Origin of the sequence: Thermovenabulum sp. (assembly GCF_049723235.1) — a bacterium.
Taxonomy (GTDB): Bacteria; Bacillota; Thermosediminibacteria; order Thermosediminibacterales; family Thermosediminibacteraceae; genus Thermovenabulum.
This window is the reverse complement of record NZ_JBNARB010000022.1, coordinates 21,309-33,335: the sequence shown is the minus strand read 5'-3', so window position 1 is coordinate 33,335 and position 12,027 is coordinate 21,309. Positions and strand designations below refer to the sequence as shown.

Sequence of the window (12,027 nt, the reverse complement as noted above, 5' to 3'; positions counted from 1 at the left end):
CTGCAATAAATTTGTGATAGAAATTAAAAAAATGGTACAAAGCAAAAAGCTCCATACATTTACATATAGAAAAAACCGCTACTTTCTGTTAATATTATAAATATGTGGTTTTTAAAATTCAAAATATGGAGCGTGAATATAAATGAAAAATTTGTTCCTTAAAAAAGCAGCGATTATTCTAATAATCGCTACCCTGATAATAGGTCTAATTGCCGGTTGCAGTGAAAAGAAAAGCGAAGCAGTGGCAAAGGTAAACGGAGAAGCTATAAGCAAGGATGAACTATACGATCTAATGGTAAAAACCATCGGAGAAGAAGCCTTAGATTATTTAATTTCTCAAAAAATTATTGATTTGGAAGCCAAAAAGCAGAACATCACCGTTACCGAAGAAGATATTAATAAAGAACTGGAAAAAATATATGAAGCCTATGGCGGTGAAACCGCTTTTAAACAAAACTTAGCTATGGGTGGTTATTCCTTCGAAGAGTATAAAAAGAATCTGGCCATGAGTATAAAGACGAAAAAGCTTATTGCTCCAAGAATCAATATCACCGAAGAAGAAATGAAATCCTATTTTAACGAGCATAAAGATGAATTTGCTCAAAAGGAGCAAGTAAGAGCCCGCCATATATTAGTGGATGATGAAAAGCTTGCTAACGAAATATCGGCTAAATTGAAGAACGGCCAGGATTTTGCCGAACTTGCAAAGCAGTATTCGAAAGATACCGCCACCAAGGAGAACGGCGGGGATCTGGGCTTTTTCAGCAGGGGAGATATGGTAAAGGAATTTGAAGATGTGGCTTTTTCTCTAAAAGTAGGAGAGATAAGTTCTCCGGTAAAAACCCAGTACGGTTATCATATCATAAAAGTGGAAGAAAAAAAGGAAGCCCAGGAAGCCAGTTTTGATAAGAGCAAAGAAAAAATAAGGGATATCCTTTTCAACCAGAAGTTCCAGCAGGAATACGACCCGTGGATGCAGGAGCTTTATAAACAGTATAATGTCGAAAATTTATTGAATAAAAAATAGTAATTGAAATGCATTTACAGGGCCATATTATGATTCAAAAAAAGGGATAAGTGGTGCAAAATATACGTTCCTTCTATTTACCACTTATCCCTTCTTTTATTTTTAATATTCGAGCCAATATCATCCTTTGACATTTTCTCTTCCTATATCAAAAGCCTTTTCAAGCAATTCTTTTTTATCATTTACTGCGCCAAGAGGATTGTGGTTGTTTGCTCCAATTATAGCTTTTACATCCATACCAAGCGCACCTTTAAAAAACATCGCTATATTATATAATTGCAAGTAGATACTTTACAGGAGGAATATAAATGGAGTTAATAAAAAGTTTTTTTTACATTTTGGGAAAGGTAATACTTTGCTTTTTATTTAGGATATTTACTAAAATCGAAGTAATAGGGGAGGAAAATCTCCCCAAAAAAGGCCCTCTTATAGTTGTATCAAATCATAAAAGTATTTTGGACCCAATGATTTTAATGGTGGCATTACCTTATAATATTAAATTTCTTGCTGCTTCATATTTGTTTAAAATACCCTTTTTAAGCATTATTTTGAAAATTACTGGGGTGCTGCCCGTAAAAGAAAAAAAGGAAGATCTAAAAACCCTAAAAAAAGCAATTGAATTATTAAAAGAAGGTAAGGTTATAGGTATTTTTCCTGAAGGTGGCATTAGCATAAACGAAGAGGTCAGTGAATTTAAACCCGGTTTTGCCTTTCTTTCTCTTAGAGCAAAGGCGCCTATTCTGCCCATCGCTATAATAGGGTCGTATAAAGTACTTCCACCAGGCAAGTGGATTCCAAAAAGAGCAAGAATCAAAGTATTTATTGAGAAACCTATTTTTATAGAAAATTTAAATGAGGAAAATAAAAAGGAAATGTATGTTTTTTTAGCAAATTATATAAGAGAAGTTATATGTAAGAATTTATCAATCTAAATCCACCATTCATATTCGGCCTATCTTTTTTTAGAAACAGCGATTCTTCTTTTTGCAGGTGCTAGAATAAAGTGGGGGTGGGTATTGAATAAAATGCCCACCCCAACTCCTCTCTTTTCATTATTTCGCTTTTTTCACCGTTTCCTCAATCCAGTTAAAGAGTTCTTCCAAGTCATAATCTCCACCGTGCCCAACACCCCAGGGTATTTCAAAATCTACATCATAGCCTTCATTTTGCAGTTTTGTAGCAAGAATTACCGGAATGGCAAAAGAAGTATCTCTGTCCATTGCACCATGACGTATACGCCAGTATTTAGCAGTTGTTGTCCCTTTAGTCCCGATATAGTACATTGGATTCATCATCTTAATTATCTTTGCATCAGCAAGAGTTCCATCCTTTGTGCTGTTTTCCTTGCTGAACTTTGTAAAATGCTGACTGTCTACAGTTGCTGTGCCAAATAAGCTATTCTCCCAGCTGCTTAAATCCAAAGCGTCAAAAGCGGGGGTTGGTTTCATCCTGGTAATGTATTTGATATATTTTTCAAAATCAATATCTACTACTTTCCCATCTTTTATTGTTAAAGCATCTATAGCTGATAAGTTTACACCTTTATTTAATGCTTTTTGAGCCGATGCAATTAAGAAGGATTTTACGTAATCTTTAAATGGACCGTTACCATTTGAATCTAACGTAAGCGGAGTACCGTCAGCTTTCTTAAGCCCTAAACTATTTACATATGCTGGGAACATTGCTTTTAACTGGTTAGAAATCTTAATTTGCTCTTCTGTTAAAGTACCCTGTCTTCCGGCAAAATTAAACTCATTTACACCATTGAACTCCCATTCATAAGCCGTATCAGAATTATCCAGATTTGTGATAGGACAGTAGCAGGAAGCTGCAAAAATATCGTCTCGCGTTGCAGCCGCTCCGATTTCCTCTAAATAAGGCTCATAATCGGCATTATTACCAGTTGCTCCCAGCAGTGAGGAAATAGCTCCACCTGCACTTGTGCCGTTAGAGATTATTCTTTCCGCACTACCGGGCATTATCTTGTCATTATAACGAAGGTATCTTACGGCTGCTTTTAAATCAACAATACAAGCAGGTGCTTTCCCTGTATTCATGCCATTTTCAGCTTTCAGGGTTCTACCGCGTGCACCCGGTGACGCTACCACATACCCTTTTGAAAGAGCTATTAGAGATGCATTCGGACTTCCATCCTGTTTAAATCCCGGGCTATCTGGCTTTGCAGGCATGTAACCGCCCACCTTGTTTGGTAAAAAGATAGGTGCATTTGCGGCGTTATAGCTTCCTATATTTTTTCCTTCAAAATACTCTTCAGGTATGTATACATTCATAATTTGATAATTAGCATCTACAGGATTTGAAACATAAATGATGTTTTCATACGCACGGTAAGTTATGGTCTTATCGCCAAAGGTAACCGTCTTTATAGTATAATCTTTATCATTGAATACCAAACTTACCTTACCACTTGTAATAACGGTAGAATTAGTGCTACTATCATATGCTACGGCAAAACCGAAAGCAGTTCCTAAATCGCGCAGTTTAAAGAAGTGATACCCACCTATAATATATTTATTAACATCAATATCAAGTCCGTTGACCACTAATTTCCATGAACTATGAACACATGAGTTTGAATTATCCTTACCAATTTTTAGTTCGTTTCCCGCAGATTGATAAGACTCACTAAGGGTTGCAAACACGGTTTTCGCACCAGCATCACCGCTAACATTGAACTGCGATTTCGTCCCGTTCAGCAGCTGAGCAATATCCCTGAGCTTAAAGTAGTTGTATCCATCGATATTATAGGCTTCGACCCTGAACTTTTTACCATCCACGATTACTGTTTGAGGGTTAAATGTAGCTTTTACAGCATCCGATGTTTTGGATACCGTTGCAATGGGGCTTGCCATTGCTTTTGCCTTGTCCGATACTAAGGATACTGTTGTAAAAGACATTAACACGAAAGACAAAACAAGGATAGCAGCAAACAGCCTTCTAAGTTTCATTAATATACCTCCTCTCTTAATTTTAATTTTTAAAATATCCCAAAATATAAACTATAGCAATAATTATGCCATTTTAAAATATTCCCATTTATCTGCTTTATAGAATATTGTTATTTCATTTAATTTCTAATTTATTTCATTTTGAAAATTAATAAATTGCATTTCTAAATTTATCATTGAAATAAATATAAAAGGCTGCTTGTATACTCCAAGCAGGGTGTATCACCCCTATACCAAGCAGCCTTTTCCCTTTATAAAACATTAGAATTATTTAGTTTTATACCATCTCTTTATTCATCTTTACTTAAACACTTCGTTAAAAGAATATTTCGTATATCGGGGTGGAGCGTTTCATATCTTGGATTATTTAAATCTTCTTTCGTAATCCAGGCTAACTCTGAGTGTTCATCGTTCAGTTTGAGCAAAGAAATATCATTGTTTTTAGGTTTGACAAGGTATGTAAACACGACGCGGTATATATCTTCATCCCCACTTTTACCTTTAAAGTTCCTTACCGATAATTCTTCCAGCAATTCCACATCCAAATTGATTTCCTCTTTTGCTTCTCGATACATACCTTGAATGGGAATTTCATCGTATTTTATTTTTCCTGCTGGAACATTCCAGACGTTTGGAGCAACCTTACAATGCGGTGCACGTTTGGTCAAAAGAACCTTTCCTTCATGCAACAAAATGATTTCTACGGATATTCGATAATTAGGATACATAAAAACTCCTCCCCTGCCATTTTTCATCATATTTGCCCAATTGTAACCCCGGCCCCGCCAGTGATTCCTGCATTATCAATCTAATCCCCCATTCATATTAGGCTTAGCTTTAGTGTCAGCATCAATAAATTCCCCATTTTTTATACTACTGACAGAATTTCAAAAATTGTACTTTAGAAATTAACTGGTCTGGTATAATAAATAATTAAGATATTTGTCGGAGGAGGACTTATTTTGAGCAATATATTTGCAAAAATGATCCATTTAATTATCTTGCTGGGGCTGGGAAAATTTTTCAGAATCACAGGTGTTTTTAAAACTTCCACAATAAACGATATTAAAGAATTTATTATAAATATCTCCCTGCCCTGTCTATTATTTTCTTCTTTTATGACTATGGAAATAAAAAACGAACACTTCTTACTTTTTTTACTGGTGATTCTAATGGAAATTATTTTTTTAACCGCTGCAATAATTGTTAATAGATTTAAATTGCTTTCTCACCCCCTGGTGCTATTTATCAGCACCGGTTGCGCTGCAGGATTCATCGGTATTCCATTTTTCCTTGCGGTGTATGATGTTCAGCACCTCGGCAAATTTACCCTTTTTAGCGTGGGACATGAAATATATTTATGGATACTTCTTTGTTCATTTTTACAATTCGTTTTCAAAAAACAAAGACCTTCTTTAAAAGAAAGCCTGAAAACCCTTATAAGTCCTATAATTATTGGTGTAATGTCCGGAATCCTTCTAAATAAATTAAATATAGATACCCTTTTAGCCTCTAATGTTATCTATAAGGGTATCTTTTCAACAATCGAATCCCTATCATCCCTTACTACCCCATTAATTCTAATTGTTCTTGGTTATAACATTTCTTTTAATTTAAATTACATTAAAGATTCATTAAAGCTTATTCTAATAAGAATGAGTATAATTTTTTCTACCGGTTATTTTTTTAAATATACTGTCATAGATAAACTAATTTCTACTGATCCTGTTTTCAACCATGCCTTTTTCACCTTTCTTGTTACACCACCGGCACTGGTAATGCCGATAATCGTAAGTAAATATTTATCCGAGGAATACAGTGAATTAGCAAGTAATGTAATAACATTGAATATTATAGCGAGTATGATTATTTATATGTCTGCGGTTTTTTATTATAAGGCAACTATATAATCTCTTTTATTTATCCTGTATTTGACTCAGCATCCATATATATCCGAAAGGGTCTTTAAACATTGCGGTGGAAACTCCGTAATCCGGCATTTCAGTAACTGATTGTACCTCAACACATTCGCAATCAATCGCTTTTGAAAATGTTCTTTAAATTCTATTTTTATTTATAATATGAAAATAACATTTCCTAAAAAAGGGTTATAATTTAAAAATTTGATAATTAATTAAAAAATCACCATTCAATGCCGATTAAGTGTTTGTCCAAATATTCTATTTGTTCTTTTAGCGGTGTCCCTTTATTAATTATTATTTCTTTTGCCGGAGCCGGTAAATATACATCTTCTTTTAAATCCGCTTTTATTCCTTTGTAAAATATAACAAAATATCTAACCGAATCCATACTTAGGGTGGCACCCTGGGACACTGTTTTTATAGTCTTTACATCTTTACACTTAAAATTTTCAGCAACAGAACCATTCAAACCAAAGGCTTTTGCTAAATCTTCCAAAGGTATATCAAAAAATTTACTAACATCACTAAAGGTATAAGATCCTTTAATATCCGTTGGGTCATAAATCTCCTGTCCATCAAATGAAAATACTTTTTTGGGGATTTTATCTGATTGAGTTTTCCATAACCCTGCATAATTACTTATGGCTATACCGCCAAAAACAATTAATAATATTATCACTACTAAATGTTTAATTTTTATTTTCATAATTATCACCTCCTCTTGGTTTCAAATATTACCGTATTTTCTACAGGACAACTAATTTCAGAGGAACATTGCAAACATGTTATGCATTGAGGATCATTAATAATCTCTTTTTTATGCACATCTATATTCATCGGGCAGACATTACTACATTTTTTGCATGATATGCACGAAGCGGGAACTCTTTTAACCTTAAATATTCTTATAAAATTAAACAACCCGATAAAAGCACCAAGAGGACAAAAATATTTGCAAAAAGGTCTTTCAATAAAAAAAGAAAGGATTACTACTACTCCAAGAAAAATTAAACTCTGTATTGCCACTTCCCCTGTCCAAAAGGTAAACAATGCATTATAAGGATCAAAATCCGCAAAAACCAAGGTGCCCGTTTTTGCTGTAACATATAGAATCCATAACAGCACTGCAAATCTAAAATACCTTAAAAACTTATCGTAATTTGAAGGAATAATTCTGTTAAACTTTTTCCCTAAAACCCTTTTCCCAACCTTACCTATCCATTCTTGTACCGAACCGAAAGGACAAATAAAACCGCAAAAAACAGAACCAAATAATATGGAAAGTATTATAACTATCATTAAAATTACAAAAGAAGATTCGTGTATTTTTTGAACAAAGGCTCCCTCTGTAACAAATTTATACACTGAAACAATTCCGCCGAAAGGACATATACTGTGCAAGGAAGCATAGGCGAAAAAGGGTAAATTTATTGTAATTCCCTTTTCGTCCAAGGAGTGTATTATTACGGTTATTAAAACAATAATAAAAAATGATATTTGCGTAAAAAGCCTAAAATAATTAATTTTTTCATTTTTAACCCTTGCTTTATTCAAAGTTATCTCTCCTTTCTTAAAATAGGCTTAGCAGGGTTTATCACCCTGCCAAGCCTTTAAAATTTTTACTACTTCCAAAAGCCCCTCATACCTTGACCCTGTCCGGTTCTATTACCAATGCCTCCACCTTTTCCAAACAAACCCAGTCCGGATTGAGGCCTGTTCGTATAACCCTGGCCATTGCAATTATCGATTCTTGATTTCAAATTTGCTTTAATTTCATCAGCTTGCTCTTTTGTAAATATTCCTTCTTTTACTTTTTGGTCAACTAAAGAAGCCTTTTCCTTATACACTGCTTCTTTAAAATTTTCTACTGTTACGCCTTTTGAAACAGCTATCTGGTAAAAAGTCTGGCCCTGAGCTCTTAATGCCAATACATCCTCAGTTTTTAAACCAGTAAGTTTTGCTACAATTGATGACATAAATTGTGCACCATAACCTCTTGCCAAATTCAGAGTTGAAACAGGGACACCTGAAGATAAATTAGCTGGGGAAGTAGTAGTTGCGGCAAAAGCTACAGTGCTTGCCAATAAAACTACCACAAGAATCAAAAAAGCTATTTGTTTTTTCATTAAAAACACCTCCAAAAAAATTTGTTTTACAACTATAAATATACGGGGGTTGTATGAAAACCAAATGAAGAAATTGTGTAGTTACTGTTAAGAAAAAATAATTGAAACAAATAAGGATTTTTTTTTAAACTTTTGCTAAAATTAATTTAGTACATTCTTTTTAACTCAAACGTAAGAGTCTCAAGGGGTGAAATCTATTTGAAAATATTACTGGTGGAAGATGAAGAAAAAATTAGAAGGGTAATAAAGTTATATCTTGAAAAAGAAGGATTTGAAGTAGAAGAAGCATCGGATGGAAATGAAGCAATTGAAAAATTTCAACCTTTAATTTACTCAGTAGTCATTTTAGATGTAATGTTGCCTCAAAAAGACGGTTGGAGTGTATTGAGAGAAATAAGAAAAAAAGATGATACACCTGTTATTATGCTAACAGCCCGGGGAGAAGATGACGATAAGATATTTGGTTTTGAATTAGGTGCCGATGATTACGTTGTCAAACCGGTTAGCCCCAAGGAAATTGTTGCACGGGTAAAGGCAATAATGAAAAGAACAAGAAAAGATAAACATGATGATATTTTATTTATTGATAAAGCAGCACGGGAGGTATATGTAAAAGGTCAAAGAGTGAATCTAACTCAAAAAGAATACGAGCTTTTATTGTATCTATATGAAAGACAAAACATTGCTCTTTCAAGAGAACAGATTCTCAATGGAGTATGGGGTTATGAATATTATGGTGATTTTAGAACCGTGGATACACATATTAAAAACCTCAGAGAGAAGCTTGGAGAGGTCAGAGATTACATTAAAACAGTAAGAGGTTATGGATATAAGTTTGAGGTGAAAAAATGAAAAAGATAAGTTTTAAACTATTGATTTACACAATGATTTTACTTTTATTTATGTTAGGATTAAATTTTTTTTTACAAGGCAATATCATTACGAGTGGGTTTAAAGCAAATTTAAAGAGTAAAATGATACAATATGCAAAAGAAATTTCTGATAAATTTATAAATAACCTTGATTATTCGAGTGAAGCAAATGAGATAGCTAATATTATTAATGGAAGGGTATCAATATACGATTCAAATGGCGAATTGATAGAATCTTACGGCAGGTTCATGCATGGAAGAACAAGTAACATTGAAAGGCAAATAATTTTAGATGTTTTATCGGGAAAAATAGTATATCAAACTGACCAGAAAAACTTTCAAAGGAGCACGCTTAGTACATTAGGAATGCCTATAATTGACAACAATAAAATTATAGCAGCAATATTTATTCATATTCCTTTACGCGACGTCCAAAATGATGTTCAAAATATCAAAAATCAGATATTTATACTTTTTTTTGCAGCCCTTTTAGCTTCAGTTATTGGTGCATATGTGCTGAGCAGTTCATTCACAAAACCTATTCTTAAAATCAATGAAGCTGCGAAGGCTATATCAAAGGGGAATTATGATATTAAAATTGATGTTAAAAACAAAGATGAAATTGGTGAGCTTGCAAAAACAATCAATCATATGGCTCAAAATCTTTTAAAAACAGAAAAGCTTAAAAGGGATTTTATAGCTAATATAACCCATGAATTACGAACTCCTCTTAGCATCATAAAAAGCTATGCTGAGGCCATTTACGATGGGATTTTAGATGAAGAAGGTGTAAAGGAATACTCCTATTCAATTATTGAAGAATCTGAACACTTAAGTAAACTCATAAATGAAATACTTGAACTATCAAAACTACAATCCGGTGTTATTCAATTAAAGATTCAAACAATAGATTTAAAGGAACTTTTTGATGAGATTATCAATGAAGTAAATATAATTAAAGAAAATAGAAAGTTTTGGTCATTTACTGAAAATGTTAGTATAAAAGGTGATAGGGAGCTTTTAAAAAGAGCTTTCAGCAATATTATAGTAAATGCAATTCATCATACAAATGAATCAGGGAATATCTATATTGAATACAAAAAAGAAAATGATCTTATTAAAATATCTATCAAGGATGATGGTGAAGGAATTGATGAGGCAGATTTGCCTTATATATTTAATAGATTTTTTAGCACCAATACAAAAAAAGGAGTAGGAGGTCTTGGCTTATCCATAGCAAAAGAGATAATTCTCATGCACCATGGAGAGATTGAAGCTTACAGTAAAAAAGGTGAAGGAGCTGAATTTGTCATCAAACTTATAGCAAATTTCGAATAGCATTATAAAGACAATTTTAATAAATAAATGAGAATGTATAAGTTTTTGTGTAAGTGGTAAATAATACCAATAAGGAGATGATCGCTTATGCAAAACCTTGATAATCTGACGGTATAAGATCTGGCCATTCAATGTAAAAGCATTGAAGATATTTACGAAGCATTAAAGAACATTTTCAGCGATACTATCCAGCAATTATTAGAAGCTGAATTAGAACTCCATTTGGGTTATGAGAAATATGACCTTAAAGGTAAAAACTCAGGTAATAGCCGAAATGGCTATGGCTACAGTAAAAAAACTTTAAAAACTCGTTTAGGCTCTACAGAAATTGAAATTCCTCGGGATAGAAACGGGGAATTTGAACCGCAAGTTTTTAAGAAATACTAAACAACAGCTAATGAACTTGAAGACCAAATAATCTCAACGTAAGCCAGGGTATGTCCAATAGGGATATTGAAGCACAAATGAAGGATATTTACGGTATCGATGTTTCCCCGGCTTTAGTTAGTAAAATTACCGATAAAATCATGCCTCAAATTACCGAATGGCAAGCAAAATCTTTAGAAAGAGTATATTCCAATAGTTTATTTTGATGCTATTCACTTTAAAGTCCGGCAAGATGGAAGAATAATAAATAAAGCAGCCTATACAGTTCTTGGCATTAATACATTCGGATATAAACTCGGAATCTGGATTGGAGAAAGTGAATCTGCAATTTTCTGGTTAAATGTATTTAATGACTTGAAAAATCGTGGTGTTGGGGATATCTTAATAGTTTCAAAAGTTAAATAATGCAGAAGCAAAGCGACTTTCCATTTTCTCAGTATATTTGTCTAAAGACCGTGACGAGAATGGCGGAAATAAAGATATATTTTAAAAAATAGGGGTATTATTATGAACAGAAGCAGACAAAAAGTAAGATATAAACTTAATAGTGGTGGGATTAAGAGCTTAAGTGATGAAGAAATTAAGGTTATACTTCGTGCAGCAGATGAACTAATTGGAATAGGTGGACGCAGTATGCTGGCAAAAATCCTCAAGGGTTCAAAAGATAAAAAAGTTTTAGAGTATGGTTTGGACAAGTGTCCTTCTTACGGATATTACTGTGGACTTACGCTGGAGGAAATAACAAAACGGATTGACTGGCTGATAAAGTCAGGTTATCTTGATATTGAGTACAGTGGGAAACTTCCAATGCTTATCTTTACGGAGAAAGGTTGGGAAATTGAACGTGAAACTTACGCAAATGAATTGTTAAGTAAACTCACAGAGATTTTGGAAGATCAAGATTATAGTTTTGTGTATGAATTAAAAGATAGAAATCGAGGCATGATACTTCTTTTAATCGAAAAGATCAAGAATACGAAGAATGCCAGATTTATACCCCTATTGAAAGAATGGAAGAGAATAGAATATAAAAAAGTTCAAGCAGAGCTTCAAAATGTAATTTATTATTTAATGAAAGAAGGTAAGATTTAATCTAACCAATTGTTGATTTAAAAAAAACCCTTTCCATTTCCAATCCCTCAAACCCGCATAAAATCTACATGGCATTTTCTGGAAGGTAATAAAGTTTTTCCGTAATTAAGCTATATTTCTACTAAAATTTCCCAATGTATGCTCTACTCTGTGCGAAAAAAGTCTTTCCAAATGGGGCAGGTTCAAGGACAAAAGGAAAAAGGGATAAGTGGCGTAAACCTTGATTTTTCAAGGCCTTACCACTTATCCCTTCGTTATTCCTTTACCCTTTATCCTTATCTCTTAATCTATCCT

Annotated in this window: 11 protein-coding genes and 1 pseudogene; 7 read left to right on the top strand and 5 right to left on the bottom strand. The window is 33.4% G+C overall.

What is annotated here, in order from left to right:
* Positions 1-142: 142 nt before the first annotated feature.
* A complete protein-coding gene (locus tag ACPLOV_RS10065; RefSeq protein WP_424909841.1) occupies positions 143-1,027 on the top strand; it encodes a foldase protein PrsA in 885 nt (294 codons plus the stop codon).
* Between the two features lie 308 nt (positions 1,028-1,335).
* Complete coding sequence (locus tag ACPLOV_RS10060) at positions 1,336-1,959, top strand: lysophospholipid acyltransferase family protein (RefSeq protein WP_424909840.1); 624 nt, start codon at positions 1,336-1,338, stop codon at positions 1,957-1,959.
* Between the two features lie 120 nt (positions 1,960-2,079).
* Here the strand turns inward: ACPLOV_RS10060 and ACPLOV_RS10055 are convergent, their stop codons facing one another.
* Complete coding sequence (locus ACPLOV_RS10055; protein ID WP_424911109.1) at positions 2,080-3,528, bottom strand: subtype B tannase; 1,449 nt, start codon at positions 3,526-3,528, stop codon at positions 2,080-2,082.
* A 758-nt stretch (positions 3,529-4,286) separates the two neighbouring features.
* A complete protein-coding gene (locus ACPLOV_RS10050; RefSeq protein ID WP_424909839.1) occupies positions 4,287-4,724 on the bottom strand; it encodes an NUDIX domain-containing protein in 438 nt (145 codons plus the stop codon).
* Between the two features lie 234 nt (positions 4,725-4,958).
* On the opposite strand from ACPLOV_RS10050, the gene ACPLOV_RS10045 reads away from it, so the two are divergent.
* Positions 4,959-5,906, top strand: a complete 948-nt coding sequence (locus tag ACPLOV_RS10045) for an AEC family transporter (protein ID WP_424911108.1) — start codon at positions 4,959-4,961, stop codon at positions 5,904-5,906.
* Between the two features lie 232 nt (positions 5,907-6,138).
* Here ACPLOV_RS10045 and ACPLOV_RS10040 read toward each other — a convergent pair whose 3' ends face one another.
* The 3 genes from ACPLOV_RS10040 to ACPLOV_RS10030 form a co-directional block, all read right to left on the bottom strand.
* On the bottom strand, positions 6,139-6,624 hold the full coding sequence (locus ACPLOV_RS10040; protein WP_424911107.1) for a hypothetical protein: 486 nt from the start codon (positions 6,622-6,624) through the stop codon (positions 6,139-6,141).
* Between the two features lie 5 nt (positions 6,625-6,629).
* Positions 6,630-7,472, bottom strand: a complete 843-nt coding sequence (locus ACPLOV_RS10035; protein ID WP_424909874.1) for a 4Fe-4S binding protein — start codon at positions 7,470-7,472, stop codon at positions 6,630-6,632.
* Between the two features lie 68 nt (positions 7,473-7,540).
* Positions 7,541-8,044 carry a DUF2680 domain-containing protein gene (locus ACPLOV_RS10030; RefSeq protein ID WP_424909873.1) on the bottom strand — a complete coding sequence of 168 codons (504 nt, stop codon included), beginning with the start codon at positions 8,042-8,044 and terminating at the stop codon, positions 7,541-7,543.
* Positions 8,045-8,242: 198 nt separating this feature from the next.
* Between ACPLOV_RS10030 and ACPLOV_RS10025 the strand changes: the two genes are divergently transcribed.
* The 4 genes and pseudogenes from ACPLOV_RS10025 to ACPLOV_RS10010 all read left to right on the top strand — a co-directional run bounded on the left by ACPLOV_RS10025 (position 8,243) and on the right by ACPLOV_RS10010 (position 11,733).
* Positions 8,243-8,896, top strand: a complete 654-nt coding sequence (locus tag ACPLOV_RS10025; protein WP_424909872.1) for a response regulator transcription factor — start codon at positions 8,243-8,245, stop codon at positions 8,894-8,896.
* Entirely contained in the window at positions 8,893-10,254 is a 1,362-nt protein-coding gene (locus tag ACPLOV_RS10020) for a sensor histidine kinase (protein ID WP_424911106.1), read from the top strand. The genes ACPLOV_RS10025 and ACPLOV_RS10020 overlap by 4 nt, the downstream gene beginning before the upstream one ends.
* Positions 10,255-10,374: 120 nt before the next feature.
* A pseudogene (locus ACPLOV_RS10015) lies at positions 10,375-11,037 on the top strand (IS256 family transposase); the annotation flags it as partial.
* A gap of 111 nt (positions 11,038-11,148) precedes the next feature.
* The gene (locus ACPLOV_RS10010; RefSeq protein WP_424911105.1) at positions 11,149-11,733 is read left to right on the top strand and encodes an RQC-minor-1 family DNA-binding protein; all 585 of its coding nucleotides are present in this window, start codon (positions 11,149-11,151) and stop codon (positions 11,731-11,733) included.
* Positions 11,734-12,027 lie beyond the last annotated feature (294 nt).

What these genes read in the sequence shown, in the direction of transcription:
- ACPLOV_RS10065 (WP_424909841.1), top strand. Translation starts at nt 143, where the DNA reads ATGAAAAATTTGTTCCTTAAAAAAGCAGCGATTATTCTAATAATCGCT.
- ACPLOV_RS10060 (WP_424909840.1), top strand. Translation starts at nt 1,336, where the DNA reads ATGGAGTTAATAAAAAGTTTTTTTTACATTTTGGGAAAGGTAATACTT.
- ACPLOV_RS10050 (WP_424909839.1), bottom strand. Translation starts at nt 4,724, where the DNA reads ATGTATCCTAATTATCGAATATCCGTAGAAATCATTTTGTTGCATGAA.
- ACPLOV_RS10040 (WP_424911107.1), bottom strand. Translation starts at nt 6,624, where the DNA reads ATGAAAATAAAAATTAAACATTTAGTAGTGATAATATTATTAATTGTT.
- ACPLOV_RS10030 (WP_424909873.1), bottom strand. Translation starts at nt 8,044, where the DNA reads ATGAAAAAACAAATAGCTTTTTTGATTCTTGTGGTAGTTTTATTGGCA.
- ACPLOV_RS10020 (WP_424911106.1), top strand. Translation starts at nt 8,893, where the DNA reads ATGAAAAAGATAAGTTTTAAACTATTGATTTACACAATGATTTTACTT.
- ACPLOV_RS10010 (WP_424911105.1), top strand. Translation starts at nt 11,149, where the DNA reads ATGAACAGAAGCAGACAAAAAGTAAGATATAAACTTAATAGTGGTGGG.